Origin of the sequence: Pantoea sp. Cy-639 (assembly GCF_011752525.1) — a bacterium.
GTDB lineage: Bacteria > Pseudomonadota > Gammaproteobacteria > Pseudomonadales > Pseudomonadaceae > Aquipseudomonas.
Genome location: NZ_VWXI01000003.1, coordinates 16,958 through 33,473 on the forward strand (window position 1 = coordinate 16,958; position 16,516 = coordinate 33,473).

The following is a 16,516-nucleotide window of genomic DNA, read 5'->3' on the forward strand; positions in this document are numbered from 1 at the left end:
GGGCCGGAACAGACAACCGGGACCGATGTCCTTTATGATGCCGGCCATGATCAGAGACCCTTTCGAACGACTCGGCCTGGACCGCGAGGTCCTCACCGTCAGCCAGCTCAACGGCCGCGCCCGCGTGCTGCTCGAGGACGTGTTCCGCAGCGTCTGGGTGGAAGGCGAGATTTCCAACCTCGCCCGCCCGGCCTCCGGCCACCTGTATTTCACCCTCAAGGACAGCGGCGCGCAGATCCGTTGCGCGCTGTTCCGCCAGAACGCCCTGCGCGTGCGCCAGGCCCTGCGCGACGGCCTGGCCGTGAAGGTGCGCGGCAAGGTCTCGCTGTTCGAGGGCCGGGGTGACTACCAACTGATCCTCGACACCGTCGAGCCAGCCGGTGACGGCGCCCTGCGCCTGGCCTTCGAGGCGCTGAAGGAGAAGCTTGGCGCCGAGGGCCTGTTCAGCACCGAGCGCAAGCAGCCATTACCGGCCCATCCGCAGCGTGTCGGCATCATCACCTCGCCCACCGGCGCGGTGATCCGCGACATCATCAGCGTGTTCCACCGCCGCGCGCCACAGGTCGAGCTGAACCTGATCCCCACCGCCGTGCAAGGCCGCGAGGCCATCGCGCAGATCGTCCGCGCCTTGCAGATGGCCGACCGCCAAGGCTTCGACGCGTTGATCCTGGCCCGTGGCGGCGGCTCGCTGGAAGACCTCTGGTGCTTCAACGAAGAAGCGGTGGCCCGCGCTGTGGCCGCCTGCGTGACACCGATCGTCAGTGCCGTCGGCCATGAAACCGACGTGTCGATCAGCGACTTCGTCGCCGACGTGCGTGCGCCCACGCCATCCGCCGCCGCCGAACTGCTCGCCCCCGACAGCAGCGGCTTGCAGCAGCGCCTCGACAGCCTGCAACGCCGCTTGCTGCTGCGCATGCAGAACCGCCTGGCCCACGACCGCCTGCGCCTCGATGGCCTGGCCCGGCGCCTGCGCCATCCAGGCGAGCGCCTGCGCCAGCAGGCCCAGCGCCTGGACGATCTGGACATGCGCCTGCGCCGCGCCTTCATGCACGCCATGCACCAGCGTCACGAGCGCCTCGGTCGTCTCGACACGCGCCTGGCCGCGCAGCACCCCGGCCGTAGCCTGGCGCTGATCAAGCAACGCCTGGACAGCCTCGCCGAACGCCTGCCACGCGCCATGCGCGAGGTGCTCAAGGACCGCCGCCAGCGCTTCCACGCCCAGTTGCAGACACTGCAGGTGGTCAGCCCGCTGGCCACCCTCGCCCGAGGCTACAGCATCCTGCTCGACGAACGCGGCCAGGCCATCCGCAGCGCCACCCAGACCCACAACGGCCAGCGCCTGACCGCACGCCTCAACGAAGGCGAGCTCAAGGTGCGGGTCGAGGACAACCACCAGACCCCGGTCACCCTCTCGCTACTGGACTGACACATGCCACGCCTGTTCGCGCCCCTGCTCGCCCTCGCCCTGCTGCTGCCGCTCACTGCGGCCCAGGCCAGCTATATCACCCGCATCCTCGACAAGCCGGTGCCCGGCGGTGTGGCGGTGGTCGACCTGGGGCCAGCCGCCAGCGCCCCGAGCGCCCGTTTCGACGGCAAGCCGGTGCTGGTGGTGAAGGAGCAGGACACCTGGCTGGCCATCGTCGGCATCCCCCTCACCCAGAAGCCCGGAGCCGCCGTGCTGAGCCAGGGCTCACGCAACGTGCCGTTCAGCGTGGGCAGCAAAAAGTACCCCGAGCAGCACATCACCCTGAAGAACAAGCGCCAGGTCAACCCCGAGCCCCAGGACCTCAAGCGCATCGAGCGCGAACTGGCCGAGCAGATCAAGGCCTACCGCAGCTTCAGCCCGACGCTGCCCAGCAACCTGATCCTCGACAAACCGGTCAACGGCCCGCTGTCGAGCAAGTTCGGCGTACGCCGCTTCTTCAACGGCGAGGAACGCAACCCCCATGCCGGACTGGACTTCGCCGTGCCCGCCGGCACGCCGATCAAGACCCCGGCCAACGGCAAGGTGATCCTGGTCGGCGACTACTTCTTCAATGGCCGCACGGTGTTCGTCGACCACGGCCAAGGCTTCATCAGCATGTTCTGCCACATGTCGAAGATCGACGTGCAACCAGGCCAGGTGCTGCGCCGCGGCGAGGTGGTGGGACGCGTCGGCTCGACCGGACGCGCCACCGGGCCGCACATGCACTGGAACGTCAGCCTGAACGACGCCCGGGTCGACCCGGCGATCTTCATCGGCGCATTCCAGCCTTGAAACAGGCCGCCCCACCATGGGCGTTGGCGAAGCCAGCGATGGGCCGTGAAACGGCCCCCTGGCCCAAGCCCACGCAGCCGGACCTGACAACCACACGGCTTGCGCATCGAAAACATTGACCGCAAGCAAACCTCAAATAAAAAAACAAACCCGCCACAAAATCTCGCGAAACTTACTTTTTTAAGCATTCCTCTCAATTTTTCCGCAGTACTTGCCATCCCCCAACCCACTGGTTAGGGTTGAGCGCATGAACATCTTCAGCACCCTGCTCCGACAACATCGCAGCCTCTGCCTGGTCAGCGCCCGACTACCAAGGTGAATCGCGTCATCCCGCGTTCTCCCTGGTACTCGTTCGGCAGGCCCGATCACGGCCGCACATAAAAGGATTGCTTCCATGACCATGCTCAAAGACCCTTCGAAGAAATATCGCGCGTTCCCGACCATCGACCTGCCCGACCGTACCTGGCCGTCGAAGACCATCACCCAGGCGCCGATCTGGTGCAGCTCCGACCTGCGCGATGGCAACCAGTCGCTGATCGAGCCGATGGACGCGGAGAAGAAGCTGCGGTTCTGGAAGACCTTGGTGCAGGTGGGCGTGAAGGAAATCGAAGCCGCGTTCCCGTCGGCCTCGCAGACCGACTTCGACTTCGTGCGCAGCCTGATCGAAGACGGCCACATCCCGGACGACACCACCATCCAGGTGCTCACCCAGGCCCGTGAAGACCTGATCGCCCGCACCTTCGAATCCCTGCGCGGCGCCAAAAAGGCCATCGTCCACCTGTACAACGCCACCTGCCCGTCGTTCCGCCGCATCGTCTTCAACCAGGACAAGCAGGGCGTCAAGGACATCGCGGTCAACGCCGCCAAGCTGTTCGTCAAGTACGCCGCGCAGCAGCCGGAAACCCAGTGGACCTTCCAGTACTCGCCGGAAACCTTCAGCGCCACCGAGCTGGCCTTCGCCAAGGAGGTGTGCGACGCGGTGATCGAGGTGTGGAACCCGACCCCCGAACACAAGATCATCCTCAACCTGCCGGCCACCGTCGAAGTCGCCACGCCGAACGTCTACGCCGACCAGATCGAATGGTTCTGCCGCAACGTCAACCGTCGCGACAGCGTGATCATCAGCCTGCACACCCACAATGACCGCGGCACCGGTATCGCTGCCACCGAGCTGGGCCTGATGGCCGGCGCCGACCGTGCCGAAGGCTGCCTGTTCGGCAACGGCGAGCGTACCGGCAACGTCGACCTGGTGACCCTGGCGCTGAACCTCTACACCCAGGGTATCGACCCGCAACTGGACTTCTCCGACATCGACGGCGTGCGCAAGGTCGTCGAGGAGTGCAACCAGTTGCCGGTACACCCGCGTCATCCGTACGTTGGCGACCTGGTCCACACCGCGTTCTCCGGCTCGCACCAGGACGCCATCCGCAAGGGCTTCGCCCAGCAGAAGGACGACCAGCTGTGGGAAGTGCCCTACCTGCCGATCGACCCGGCCGACATCGGCCGCAGCTACGAGGCGGTGATTCGCGTCAACAGCCAGTCGGGCAAGGGCGGCATCACCTACCTGCTCGAGCAGGAATACGGCATCAGCCTGCCGCGCCGCATGCAGATCGAGTTCAGCCAGGTGGTGCAGGGCGAGACCGACCGTCTCGGCCTGGAAATGACCGCCCAGCAGATCTACACCCTGCTGCACCGCGAGTACCTGCAGGCCAACGCGCCGTACGCACTGGTCAGCCACCGCCTGCAGGAAGAGAACGGCCACAGTGCCGTGGAAGTGGAAGTCGCCGGTGAAGGCGAGACCACCCTGCACTGGCGCGGCAAGGGCAACGGTGCCCTCGAGGCACTGGTCGCCGGCCTGCCGGTCGCAGTGGAAATCATGGACTACAACGAACACGCCATCGGTGCCGGCACCAACGCCAAGGCGGCCGCCTACATCGAGCTGCGCGTGGCCGGTGGTCGTCCGGTGCACGGCGTGGGAATCGACGAGAACATCACCACCGCCAGCTTCAAGGCGCTGTTCAGCGCGCTGAACCGCTCGCTTAGCCAGCAGCAGGCCAAGGCGGCGTAGACGCTCGCTTGATGACCGAAGCCCGCATCCCTGATGCGGGCTTTTTGTTGCCTGTTTCTTTGTCCTGCGCCCCTGCAGGGGAATGCGCGGATCCCGATCACCACGAAACCGCAGGCAAAAAAAGGGGCGCCGACCAAGCGCCCCCACAAGCGGTGTAGCACACAACGAAATCAGTCAGTCCAGCAGCGCCATCGCCTCGGCGCTGCAGGCCTCGATCCGCGCCCAGTCACCGTTCTTGATCCAGCTGCTGTCGAGCATCCAGGTACCCCCCACGCACATCACGTTGGGCAGGGCCATGTAATTGCGCACGTTGGCCGGATTCACTCCGCCAGTGGGGCAGAAACGGATATCGCCGAACGGGCCGGCGAACGCCTTGATCGCGGCCACGCCACCGCTGATCTCTGCCGGGAACAGCTTGAAGCGGCGGTAACCGAGGGCATAGCCCATCATGATTTCCGAAGGCGTGCTGATGCCCGGCAGCAGCGGAATATCGCTTTCCACGCCGGCTTCGAGAATGTCCTGGGTGATGCCTGGAGTAACGACGAACTGCGCACCGGCAGCCTGCACCGCGGCAAACATGCCGCGATCGAGCACGGTGCCGGCGCCGACGCACAACTGCGGACGCTGCTCACGCAGGACCTCGATGGCCTTCAGGCCATGCTGCGAGCGCAAGGTCACTTCCAGCGTGCGAATGCCGCCAGCGGCCAGGGCATCGGCCAGGGGCAGGATGTCTTCCTCACGGGCGATGGTGATTACCGGCAGGATGCGCGCCTTGGCGCAGATCGCATCGATGCGCGCAGCTTTCTCGGCCATCGAGAGCAAAGGCTGGGGGCGTTCAAGGGTGGTCATGACAGTGGATCCTTGGCTCATGGGCACCAGTAGATGTCCAGGGGGTCGTGAAGAAAGGCGCGAATCGGCATTTCGGTTGGGTCTTCGGCCGCCAGCGCGGCGCGCAGGGTGGCGAGCTTGCCCGGCCCCTGCACCGACAACGCGATGAAGCCGGCGCTGGTCAGCAGCGCCCGGGTCATGCTCAGGCGCTGGTGCGGCACGCTGGGCGCCAGCATCGGCAGGCAACGACGCTCACCGACCTTGGCCAGGCCCTGGCGCAGGTTGGGGCTGGCCGGGAACAGCGAAGCCGTGTGGCCGTCATCGCCCATGCCCAACACCAGCACATCGATCGGCGGCAGGTCGGCGAGTACCTGGTCGGCCTGCTCGGCGGCGGCCTCCAGGGTCGCGGCGCGCTGGTACAAGCCGATGAAACGCGCCTTGGCCGCACCGCCCTTGAACAGATGACGGGCCAGCAGGCCGGCATTGCTGTCGTCGTGCGCGATCGGCACCCAACGCTCGTCGGCCAGGCTCACGACGACTTTCGTCCAGTCCAGCGCCTCGCCGGCCAGCTTCTCGAGAAACGGCACTGGGCTACGCCCACCGGACAACACCAGGCACGCCTGGCCCTTGGCCGCGATGGCCTGGCGCAGGCGCTCGGCAACATCGGCAGCGAGCGTTGCCGCGAGTTTCTTCGGGTCAGCCAACTGATGCAGCGTCGCAGTCGCCGGCAAGTGCAAGTCAGATATCGCCATACCAGGCCCTCCCATCACGTGTGATCAGTGCGATCGAGCTCATCGGCCCCCAGGACCCGGCCGCATAGGGCTTGGGCGCATCGCCGCTGGCCTTCCAGCCGGCGATCAACTGGTCGCACCACTTCCAGGCGTACTCGATCTCGTCCTTGCGCACGAACAGGTTCTGGTTGCCACGCATCACTTCGAGCAGCAGGCGCTCGTAGGCATCCGGAATCCGCGCACTGCGCCAGGTGTCGGAAAAATTCAGTTGCAGCGGGCCACTGCGCAGTTGCATGCCCTTGTCCAGGCCCTGCTCCTTGGTCATCACCCGCAGCGAGATGCCTTCGTCAGGCTGCAGGCGGATGATCAGCTTGTTGCCGATCTGCAGGCGCTGCTCGGGGGCGAAGATGTAGTGCGGGGTTTCCTTGAAGTGGATGACGATCTGCGACAGCTTCTGCGGCATGCGCTTGCCGGTGCGCAGGTAGAACGGCACGCCCGACCAGCGCCAGTTGCGGATGTCGGCACGCAGGGCGACGAAGGTCTCGGTGTCGCTCTGGGCGTTGGCGTTGTCTTCCTCGAGGTAGCCCGGCACCGGGCTGCCGTCGCTGTAGCCGGCGATGTACTGGCCACGCACCACCCGGGTGCTCAGGCCATCGCCGGTGATCGGCGCCAGGGCCTTGAGCACCTTGACCTTCTCGTCGCGGATGCTGTCGGCCGAGAGGTCGCTGGGCGGGTCCATGGCGATCAGGCAGAGCAACTGCAGCAGGTGGTTCTGGATCATGTCGCGCAACTGGCCGGCCTTGTCGAAATAGCCCCAACGGCCTTCGATGCCGACCTTCTCGGCGACAGTGATCTCCACGTGGGAGATGGAGTTCTGGTTCCACTGGGTTTCGAACAGGCTGTTGGCGAAACGCAGGGCAATCAGGTTCTGTACCGTCTCCTTGCCCAGGTAGTGGTCGATGCGATAGACCCGACTCTCGGGGAAGAAGCACGCCACGGCGTCGTTGACCCGACGCGACGACTCCAGATCATGGCCGATGGGCTTTTCCAGCACCACCCGGGTACGGGCGGCCAGGCCGGCCTTGTCGAGGTTCTCGCAGATCGCACCGTAGACCGCCGCCGCCGTGGCGAAGTAGGCGATCAATGGCAATTCGGCTGGCGCCAGCCCGGCCAGGGCCTGGTAGCCCTCGGCCTGGGCGAAGTCCAGGTGCAGGTAGCTCAGGCGGCCGAGGAACCGCGCCAGCGACACCGCGTCGATCTCGGCGTCGGGCACATGGCGGCGCAGGTGGGATTCGATGGTGTCCAGGTGCTCCTGCACGCTGCCCGACTCGCGAGCCAGGGCCAGCAGGCGGGTGTCCGGGTGCAGGAGATCGGCGCGATCAAGCTGATAGAGCGCGGGAAACAGCTTGCGCAGTGCCAGGTCGCCAAGGGCGCCAAACAGGGCAAAGGTGCAAGGTTCGACACTGAGAGCAGCCATGATGTTGGTTCTTTTATAAAGTTGAGCTAGGAATACCGCTTCCAAACCTGATTTTCAAGGGTCAATGTAGTAAAAACCACAACATCAACCACCCCTATTACAGACAAGTGGTGTGACACCCCTGCCGACAGTAGGATACACGCCACCGCCCAAAGCCTGCTTCCCGACCCAAGGACCCACCATGGACCGCGTGCGAAACCTCCTGGAACAGATCCAGGGCCGCCTCGATGAACTGAACAAGGCCGAGCGCAAAGTCGCCGAAGTCATCCTGCTCAATCCGCAACAGGCCACCCGTTTCAGCATCGCCGCGCTGGCCCAGGCGGCCAAGGTCAGCGAACCGACCGTCAACCGTTTCTGCCGCTCGTTCGGTGTCAGCGGCTACCCCGAGCTCAAGCTGCAGCTGGCGCAGAGCCTGGCCAGCGGCGCCGCCTACGTCAGCCGCGCGGTGGAAGCCGACGATGATCCGGCGGCCTACACCCAGAAGATCTTCGGCAGCGCCATCGCCTCGCTCGACAGCGCCTGCCAGCAGCTCGACCCGCAGCAGGTCAGCCGCGCCGTGGACATGATGATCCAGGCCCGGCAGATCCACTTCTTCGGCCTCGGCGCCTCGGCCCCGGTGGCCCTCGATGCGCAGCACAAGTTCTTCCGCTTCAACCTCGCCGTGTCGGCCCATGCCGACGTGCTGATGCAGCGCATGCTGGCCTCGGTGGCCCACACCGGCGACCTGTTCGTGATCATTTCCTACACCGGGCGCACCCGCGAACTGGTCGAGGTCGCACGCCTGGCGCGGGAAAACGGCGCCTCGGTGCTCGGCCTGACCGCCGCCGGCTCGCCGCTGGCCCAGGCCTGCAGCCTGGCCCTGCACATCCCGCTGCCGGAAGACACCGACATCTACATGCCGATGACCTCGCGGATCATCCAGCTGACCGTGCTCGACGTACTGGCCACCGGCATGACCCTGCGCCGCGGCGTGGACTTCCAGCCGCACCTGCGCAAGATCAAGGAAAGCCTCAACGCCAGCCGCTACCCGATCGAGGACGACGACCTCAACTGAGGCGGTGCGCCTGCAAGCGCAGTTGCGCACGCTCGCCCGGCGCCAGGCTCAGTTCCTCGCCACTGCCGCTGGCGGCCTCGACGCAGACGAACCCCAGGCACTCGCGCCCGCTCACCCCCATCAGCGGTCGATTGCCCGGGTGCCAGACCACGGTATCGTCGCTGTCGCTGGTGTCGATGCACAGTTCGCGCTCCCAGGCCGGGTCCTGCAACTGCACCCGCGGCGTCCCCGGGTAGACCTTCTGGCAGCCGCCGCGCAGCTTCAACAGCCCTTCTTCACGGCACGCCTGGCGATTCAGGCGGTCATAGCCCTCGATGTCCTCAAGCCCAGACAGCGCTATCTTCGACACGTCGCTGATTCGCCAGTAGGCCAGCAGCGCATGGCTCAACTGGCAAGGTTCGCTGTCCTGGTGCTCGGTACTCAGGCTCAGTTCCATGCTCGCCCCTAGCCGGGCATGCAAGTCGACCTGCCAGTCGCACAGGTCAAGGCGCCACTTCAGGGTCACGCCCTCCTCGTCCTCGAAGCTGTCCACCAGTTTCCAGTCCAGCAACCGGGCCCAGCCGTGGGACGGCCACAAGTCCTCGCTGGGATGGCGCCCGTACCAGGGCCAGCACACCGGCACGCCACCGCGGATGGCCCCCACCTGCGGCCACTGCTCGGCGCACCATAGCCAAGGCTTTTCACCTGCGGGCTGAAAGTGCAGCAACTGCGCGCCCTGGCGGCTGAAAACGGCCTGGCAGCGAGGATGATCGATGATCAGGACATCGCGCTGCTGGTAACGCTCCCACTCGAAAGTCGGCCTGGGCCGTTGCGACGCGAAGAAGCGATGTAGCGGATGTTCGGGCATGGTTCCAAGCTCTTTTGTTGTTCGAGATAGCGCTGTCTCGACCTGTGCCCGCTAACCACTGCAGACCAGTGGTTAGCGGAAGGCCGAAAATGGATGGCGTAAATTTACAACAATTTCTCTCAGAATGACGACTGAATCTTCAGCCCCGCGACCAGCGCGTTGTCCACCTGATCCACCCCACCCGGGCTCTTGATGTACTGCAGGTTGGGCCGCACGGTCAGCCAGTTGGTGACATGGACACCGTAGTAGAGCTCGGCGTTGTACTCGGTGCGCTGCAGCGGGACGAAGCCTGGGTTGTCGTAGTCGTTGATGCCGGATTGGGCGTTAAGCAGCTCGGCACGCTTCTTCACGTCGTCATTGACGTGGATGCGGGCGATGCCGAAGCCGATGTCGTCCTTGGGCCGGGCATCGAACGCACCCTTGTAGACCAGGCCGACCTGCTGGTAGTTGTCGACCACGTTGGTCGCCTTGTCATGCACGGTGAAGTTGGCGAACAGGCTCAGGCCGCGATTGACGTCGCCGCCCTGGGCAGTGACCTGCTGCTGCGCCACCACCCACCAGCCGTGCTTGCTCGAGTGCGACTTGAACGCCGCGCCGGTGAGCGCCTGCGGATTGCCGTTGACATCCTCGTAGACATCGTCGGCCTTGGCGGTGCTGTAGTAGTAGCCCAGCCGGTACTCGCCCGGCAGGCCGTTGACCTTCGGCGACCACACGGCCTCCACCGGCAGGATCGCGCCCTTGGTGCCGCTGCCGCTGAGCTTGAAGCCGTTGCCGGTCTCCAGGTTCGACGGGTTCTGCTCGAAGGCCCCGACCTGGACGAAGAATTCCGGGGTGATGTTGTACTTGACCCGCAGCGCCCACTGGCTGACCGGCCAGTTGTACCAGATGCCTCCGACCCAGTTGCCGACCTGGGAGCCACAGAACGCCAGGTTCTGGAAGTCGCAGGGGAAGCTGTTGAAGTCCTCGCCTTCGCCGAAGCGGCCGAATTTCACGTCCAGGGCACCGTCGAAGTACTTCTGCTTGATCCACATCTGGGTCAGGCGCCAGGTCTGGCCCCGGCCCCAGACCTCCTGCACCGAGCTGAACTGCCCGGCACGCGGGTCGCTGATGCGGTCGTTGGACAGGTTGCGCCCACTGCGCTCGGTGATCGCCAGCTTGAACTCGGTGTCCTTCCAGCCGAGGATCTTCTCCAGGTCCAGGTGCGCGCCAAGGCCGAACTGGTCGCTATAGCGCGCGGTCTTGTCGTTGTTGTAGCCCCCCTTCAGGTTGGCGGCGGCCTCACCGACGTAGTCGAGGGTGAAGTCGTAGCCCTTCTCCAGCAACTCGGTGCGGGTGCCGCCCCAGTCGCCAGTCATCCATTTCGACTCCGACGAAAAAGCCTCGGCGGCCTGGGCACCGCTGCTGCCGACCACGGCCAGCAACGCCAGCGAGCCCAACGTCCTGATGCGATTGCGCTGTTCCATCCCTTTACGTCCTCATTTTTTTGTTATCAATTGTTGTAGACGATTCAACGGCCCTTGAAGCGAGTCACGTTGTCCTTTACCGCGCCCTGGCCAGTGGCCAGGTCGAGCCGTTCACCGCTGGCGGCGTCGAACAGCAGCACCCGCGCCGGATCGAACTGCAGGTCGAGGCTGTCGCCGACCCGACACGCAACATCCGGCGCCAGGCGGCAGCAGACCTTGGTCTGGTTGAGGGTGACGAACACCAGCAAGTCAGGCCCGGTGGGCTCGGTGACCTGCACCTCGGCGCGAATGCCCGGCAGGCCGTTGCCCTGCGGCATGCCCAGGCTGATCTGCTCCGGGCGCACGCCGAGGATCAGCTCACGCCCTTCCAGGCCATCGCCCTGCACGCCCAGCGGCAGCTCGCAGCGCGCCTGGCCGCTGTCGAGCAGGGCCAACAGGCGCCCTTCCTGCTTGGCCAGGCGCGTCGGAATGAAGTTCATCGGCGGCGACCCGATGAAACTGGCGACGAACAGGTTGGCCGGATCGTTGTAGATCTGCTGCGGCGTACCGAACTGCTGGATGATCCCGTCCTTCATCACCGCCACCTTGTCGCCCAGGGTCATGGCCTCGATCTGGTCGTGGGTGACATACACCGTGGTGGTCTTCAAGCGCTGGTGCATCAGCTTGATCTCGGTACGCATCTCCACCCGCAGCTTGGCGTCGAGGTTCGACAACGGCTCGTCGAACAGGTAGATCTTCGGCCGCCGCGCCAGCGCCCGGCCCATGGCCACCCGCTGCTGCTGGCCACCGGACAGTTGGCCGGGCCTGCGTTCGAGCAGGTGCTCGATCTGCAGCAGCCTGGCCACCCGCGCCACCTCCTCGTCGATGGCCGCCCGGGGCAGCTTGCGGATCTTCAGGCCAAAGGCGATGTTCTCGCGCACGCTCATGGTCGGGTACAGCGCGTAGGACTGGAACACCATGGCGATGTCCCGGTCCTTGGGGCTCATGCCACTGACATCTTCGTCGTCGATCAGGATCGCCCCGCCACTGATGCGTTCGAGCCCGGCGATGCAGTTCATCAGCGTCGACTTGCCGCAGCCCGAGGGGCCGACCAGGATCAGGAACTCACCGTCGCCGATCGCCAGCTGGATATCCTTGAGGGTGTCCGGCAGACCGGCCCCGTAGGTCTTGTGCACGTTACGCAGTTCGAGTGTTGCCATCACTTACCCCTTGACCGCGCCGGCCGTCAGCCCGCGCACGAAATACTTGCCCGCCACCACATAGACCAGCAGCGTCGGTAGCCCGGCGATCATCGCCGCGGCCATGTCGACGTTGTATTCCTTGGCCCCGGTGCTGGTGTTGACCAGGTTGTTGAGGGCCACGGTGATCGGTTGCGAATCGCCGCTGGAGAACACCACGCCGAACAGGAAGTCGTTCCAGATCTGGGTGAACTGCCAGATCAGGCAGACCATGATGATCGGCGTCGACATCGGCAGGATGATCCGCCCGAAGATGGTGAAGAACCCGGCGCCATCCAGGCGCGCGGCCTTGACCAGCGCTTCGGGGATGCTCACGTAGTAGTTGCGAAAGAACAGCGTGGTGAAAGCCAGGCCATAGACCACGTGCACCAGCACCAGGCCACCGGTGGTGCTGGCCAGGCCGAGCTTGCCGAGGGTGAACGAGGCCGGCAGCAGCACGGTCTGGAACGGCAGGAAGCAGCCGAACAGCAACAGGCCGAAGAACAGCTGCGAGCCGCGAAAGCGCCACATCGACAGCACGTAGCCGTTGAGCGCGCCGATGGCGGTGGAAATCAGCACTGCCGGCACGGTGATCAGGACCGAGTTGACGAAATAGCCGCTGACCGTGGCCCAGGCCTTGCTCCAGCCGATCGCGCTGAACTCGGCCGGCCAGCTCAGCAGGTTGCCGGTGCCGATGTCCTCGGGGGTCTTGAAGCTGGTCAGCAGCATCACCACCAGCGGCACCAGGTACAGCAGCACCGCCAGCAGCAGCACGGCGTGGATGGCGATGCGGCCGAGGCCCAGCGCCGGTTTGTCGACAAGATCAGTCATGGCGCTTGCCCCGCAGTTCGGAATACAGGTAAGGCACGAGGATCGCCAGGATCGCGCCGAGCATCAGGATCGCACTGGCCGAGCCCATGCCCATCTGCCCGCGACTGAAGGTGAACGAGTACATGAACATGGCCGGCAGGTCGGATGAATAGCCCGGTCCGCCAGCGGTCATCGCCGCCACCAGGTCGAAGCTCTTGATGGCGATGTGCGCGAGGATCATCAGCGCGCTGAAGAACACCGGACGCAGGCTGGGCAACACCACGGTCCAGTAGATGCGCGGCAGGCTGGCGCCGTCGAGCTGGGCGGCGCGGATGATCGACGGGTCGACCCCGCGCAGGCCAGCGAGGAACATCGCCATGATGAAGCCCGAGGCCTGCCACACCGCGGCGATCACCAGGCAGTAGACCACCCGGTCCGGATCGATCAGCCAGTCCAGGCGAAAGCCCTCCCACCCCCAGTCGCGCAGCAGCTTGTCCAGGCCCATGCCCGGGTTGAGCAGCCACTTCCAGGCGGTGCCGGTGACGATCATCGACAGCGCCATCGGGTACAGGTAGATGGTGCGGATGAAGCCCTCGCGACGGATGCGCTGGTCAAGCAGCACGGCGAGAAACACGCCGACGGCCAGGGTGATGGCGATGAACAGGCCGCCGAACAGCAGAAGATTCTTGCTCGCCACCCACCAGCGGTCGTTGTCCAGCAGTCGTGCGTACTGCGCCAGCCCCGCCCACTTGTAGGTAGGCAGGAAAGTCGAGGTGGTGAAGGACAGGACGAAGGTCCACAGGATATAGCCGTAGAAGCCCACCAGGACGATAAACATGCTCGGCGCCAGTACCAGTTTCGGTAGCCAGCGCTGCAGTGCGTCCAGGGGGGAAGCCCGCAGGCGGGCGGTTGTCGTGGTCATGGTCGGATACCCAAAGATGATCGACACGCCCTTGCAGGAGCAGTCTTGTGTCGCGAAAGGGTCGCGAAGCGACCCCTGGCTGATGCCGCGATTGCCGGGGCTGCCTTGCAGCCCTTTCGCGACACAAGGCCGCTCCTACACGGGCGTCGGCTTACTTGGCAGCGTTGATGGCGGCGTAGAGCTTCTTCGCCGCATCGGCAGGGTCGGCCTTGGGATCGTTGATGTAGTTGGTCACCACATCGAAGAACGCGCCCTGCACCGCCAGGCTGGTGGCCATGTTGTGCGCCATGCTCGGCTGCAGGCCGCCGTTCTTCGCATCGGCCAGGAAGTCCTTGGCCGCCGTCTGGGCACAGCTGTCGAAGCCGTACTTGCCCATGTCGGCGAGCATGTCGTTGCGGACCGGGATCGAGCCCTTGTTGATGCTGAAGAGCTTCTGGAAGTCCTCGCCCAGCACCTTGCGCGCGATATCCTGCTGGCCGGCTGCGGTGCCCTTGTCCTTCTGCTTGAACACCACCAGCGAGTCGATGTTGTAGAGGAAGGCCTTGTCGGTGCCGGGGAACGGCACGCACTGGTAGTCCTTGCCGGCGGTCTTCTTCGCCAGGGTCCATTCGCTCTTGGCCCAGTCGCCCATGATCTGCATGCCGGCCTTGCCGTTGATGACCTTGGCCGCCTCCAGGTTCCAGTCCTGGCCCTTGCCGTCCGGGTCCATGTAGGTGGCGACGCGCTTGAGCTCGGTGAGGGCCTTGACCATCTCGGGGCCGGTCAGGGCTTTTTCGTCAAGATCGACCAGGGCCTTCTTGTAACCCTCGGCGCCCATGACCGAGAGCACCACGCTTTCGAACACGGTGCTGTCCTGCCAAGGCTGGCCACCGTGGGCCAGCGGGATGAAGCCGGCAGCCTTGAGCTTGTCGGCGGCGGCGTAGAATTCGTCGAGGGTGGTCGGGGCCTTGTCGATGCCAGCCTTCCTGAACACCTCCGGGTTGATCCACAGCCAGTTGATGCGGTGGATGTTGACCGGCACGGCCACATAGTCACCGTCGTACTTCACGGTGTCGGCCACCTTCTTGTCGAGCAGGTTGTCCCACTGCTCGTCCTTGGCCACGCCCTTGAGCACGTCGGGATCGAGCAGCCCGGTGGCGGCCCAGTCCTGGATATCCGGCCCCTTGATCTGCGCCACGCCCGGCGGGTTGCCGGCCACCGCGCGGCTCTTGAGCACGGTCATGGCGGTAGCGCCACCGCCACCGGCCACCGCGCCGTCCTTCCAGGTGAAGCCATCTTTCTCGACCTGGGCCTTGAGCACATCCACTGCGGCCTTTTCACCCCCCGACGTCCACCAGTGGACGACTTCCACGCTGCCTTTGCTGTCGGCGGCCTGGGTACTCAGGGAGAACAGGGAGGCGAGGGAAATCGCGGCGGCGAGACGAAGCATCGAAGAGTTCATGCGAATACCTTTCTTGTTGTTATGCGTGGCAAGACGAAGCCTGCGTTGCATCGAGTGTAAGGAGCGCACCGCCGTCACCAGGTAACGAACGGATGGGCAATTGTCATCGGTTGGTTACATGGCCAGGGCGCTGGCCAGGCTTGGCGCCAGCGGCAGGCCTGGCAGCAGCAAGGCCTGGAGGGCGTGATAGAGGTCAGGCTTGCCGCTCCAGATGCGTGCGCTGGGCTGGTTGTGCATGTCGAGCTCGTGGTGCCAACTGCCGTGGACCGGGTCGATGAAATGCTCGCCGATGAACTCCCAGAAGCAGCGATACCAGCGCTCGTAGCCAGCCTCGCCGGTACGCCGGAGCAAGGCCGCGGCAGTGGCGCTGGCCTCGGCATGGACCCAGTGCAGGCGCTCACGCACCAGCGGGCGGTCATCCCAGTCGAGGGTGTAGACCAGGCCAGGCGCGCCATCGACATGCCAGGCATGTCGGCACGCGCTGTCGAACAGCCCCCTGGCGGCCGGCAGCAGGCCTGCCGGCGTACTCAGGCCGATGCGTTGCAGGGCGGCCTCCAGGTGCAGCACCAGGCGTGCCCATTCGAAAGCGTGGCCGGGGGTGGTGCCATAGGGGCGAAAACCGTCGGCGGGGTTGTCCTGGTTGTAATCCGGCAGCGCCTGCCAAACCGGGTCAAAGTGCTCGACGACCCTGAACCCCTTGGGGGCGGCCTGATTGAGGATGAGTCGCTCGACGATCCGCAGCGCGCGCGTCAACCAGCGCGGGTCGCCCGTCACGTCCGCCAGGGCGAGAAAGGCCTCGACAGCGTGCATGTTGCTGTTGGCGCCGCGATAGGCCTCGGTGTGCTGCCAGTCGCGACTGAAAGACTCGTGCAAGGCGCCCTGCTCCTCGCTCCAGAAATATCCCTCGATGATCCCGATCGCGTCCTGCAACAGGCCCTGCGCCGAGTCGATGCCCGCCACCTGCGCCGAGCTGGCGGCCAGGGCGACGAAGGCATGCAGGTAGGCCGCCTTGCCAGCATCGCCATGCCCTTCGGGGCGGGCGAACCACCCTCCATGCCGTGCATCGCGCAGCGGCCCCCGCAGGGCGGCGACACCATGCTCGGCCAGGCTGCGGTAGCCAGGCAGGCCCAGCAGGTGGGCCAGGGCGAAGCAATGGGTCATGCGCGCGGTGTTCAGGGTTTCGGCGAGGGCGCCTCGGGGCAGGCGCCCCTGATCGTCAAGGCTGCCGAACCCGTCGGGCAGGCGCGCGGCCCGGGCGAAGGCGAGCAGGCGACGGGCCTCACTGGCGAGCCAGGCCTGATGGGCGAGGGAATCGAGCCAGCGGTGGGTCATGGGCGTCATCCTTGTTGTTGTCAGCCGATTCTAGCCAGCCATCCGGGCGGGCATGTCACGAAGGCCGGC

Annotated in this window: 14 protein-coding genes; 4 read left to right on the top strand and 10 right to left on the bottom strand. The window is 65.4% G+C overall.

Annotation, left to right across the window (positions count from 1 at the left end; all coding sequences use genetic code 11):
* Window positions 1-46 precede the first annotated feature (46 nt).
* The 3 genes from xseA (at window position 47) to leuA (ending at window position 4,325) form a co-directional block, all read left to right on the top strand.
* Entirely contained in the window at window positions 47-1,426 is a 1,380-nt protein-coding gene (xseA, locus tag F3J43_RS04490; RefSeq protein ID WP_166883619.1) for an exodeoxyribonuclease VII large subunit, read from the top strand.
* 3 nt (window positions 1,427-1,429) lie between these two features.
* Window positions 1,430-2,257, top strand: coding sequence for a peptidoglycan DD-metalloendopeptidase family protein (locus F3J43_RS04495; protein ID WP_166883620.1), 828 nt, complete (start codon window positions 1,430-1,432; stop codon window positions 2,255-2,257).
* 400 nt (window positions 2,258-2,657) lie between these two features.
* A complete protein-coding gene (leuA, locus tag F3J43_RS04500; RefSeq protein WP_205297664.1) occupies window positions 2,658-4,325 on the top strand; it encodes a 2-isopropylmalate synthase in 1,668 nt (555 codons plus the stop codon).
* Window positions 4,326-4,499: 174 nt separating this feature from the next.
* Here leuA and F3J43_RS04505 read toward each other — a convergent pair whose 3' ends face one another.
* The 3 genes from F3J43_RS04505 to zwf are packed head-to-tail and all read right to left on the bottom strand — an operon-like array spanning window position 4,500 to window position 7,361.
* Window positions 4,500-5,174 (bottom strand): bifunctional 4-hydroxy-2-oxoglutarate aldolase/2-dehydro-3-deoxy-phosphogluconate aldolase, encoded by a 675-nt coding sequence (locus F3J43_RS04505; RefSeq protein ID WP_166883622.1) that lies wholly within the window; start codon window positions 5,172-5,174, stop codon window positions 4,500-4,502.
* Window positions 5,175-5,191: 17 nt separating this feature from the next.
* Entirely contained in the window at window positions 5,192-5,905 is a 714-nt protein-coding gene (gene pgl, locus F3J43_RS04510) for a 6-phosphogluconolactonase (RefSeq protein ID WP_166883623.1), read from the bottom strand.
* Window positions 5,892-7,361 (bottom strand): glucose-6-phosphate dehydrogenase, encoded by a 1,470-nt coding sequence (zwf, locus tag F3J43_RS04515; protein WP_166883624.1) that lies wholly within the window; start codon window positions 7,359-7,361, stop codon window positions 5,892-5,894. The genes pgl and zwf overlap by 14 nt, the downstream gene beginning before the upstream one ends.
* A gap of 181 nt (window positions 7,362-7,542) precedes the next feature.
* On the opposite strand from zwf, the gene hexR reads away from it, so the two are divergent.
* Window positions 7,543-8,415 carry a DNA-binding transcriptional regulator HexR gene (gene hexR / locus F3J43_RS04520; RefSeq protein WP_166883625.1) on the top strand — a complete coding sequence of 291 codons (873 nt, stop codon included), beginning with the start codon at window positions 7,543-7,545 and terminating at the stop codon, window positions 8,413-8,415.
* Here hexR and F3J43_RS04525 read toward each other — a convergent pair.
* The 7 genes from F3J43_RS04525 to F3J43_RS04555 form a co-directional block, all read right to left on the bottom strand.
* The gene (locus F3J43_RS04525) at window positions 8,408-9,262 is read right to left on the bottom strand and encodes a D-hexose-6-phosphate mutarotase (protein ID WP_166883626.1); all 855 of its coding nucleotides are present in this window, start codon (window positions 9,260-9,262) and stop codon (window positions 8,408-8,410) included. The two genes, hexR and F3J43_RS04525, sit on opposite strands and share 8 nt — an antisense overlap.
* Before the next feature lie 119 nt (window positions 9,263-9,381).
* On the bottom strand, window positions 9,382-10,725 hold the full coding sequence (locus F3J43_RS04530) for a carbohydrate porin (RefSeq protein WP_166883627.1): 1,344 nt from the start codon (window positions 10,723-10,725) through the stop codon (window positions 9,382-9,384).
* A 44-nt stretch (window positions 10,726-10,769) separates the two neighbouring features.
* Window positions 10,770-11,924, bottom strand: coding sequence for an ABC transporter ATP-binding protein (locus F3J43_RS04535; protein ID WP_166883628.1), 1,155 nt, complete (start codon window positions 11,922-11,924; stop codon window positions 10,770-10,772).
* Between the two features lie 3 nt (window positions 11,925-11,927).
* Window positions 11,928-12,773, bottom strand: a complete 846-nt coding sequence (locus F3J43_RS04540; RefSeq protein WP_166883629.1) for a carbohydrate ABC transporter permease — start codon at window positions 12,771-12,773, stop codon at window positions 11,928-11,930.
* Window positions 12,766-13,674, bottom strand: a complete 909-nt coding sequence (locus tag F3J43_RS04545) for a carbohydrate ABC transporter permease (RefSeq protein WP_166883630.1) — start codon at window positions 13,672-13,674, stop codon at window positions 12,766-12,768. The genes F3J43_RS04540 and F3J43_RS04545 overlap by 8 nt, the downstream gene beginning before the upstream one ends.
* 151 nt (window positions 13,675-13,825) lie before the next feature.
* A complete protein-coding gene (locus F3J43_RS04550) occupies window positions 13,826-15,103 on the bottom strand; it encodes an ABC transporter substrate-binding protein (protein WP_205297636.1) in 1,278 nt (425 codons plus the stop codon).
* A gap of 126 nt (window positions 15,104-15,229) precedes the next feature.
* On the bottom strand, window positions 15,230-16,447 hold the full coding sequence (locus F3J43_RS04555; protein ID WP_205297637.1) for a D-mannose isomerase: 1,218 nt from the start codon (window positions 16,445-16,447) through the stop codon (window positions 15,230-15,232).
* Between the last annotated feature and the right edge of the window lie 69 nt (window positions 16,448-16,516).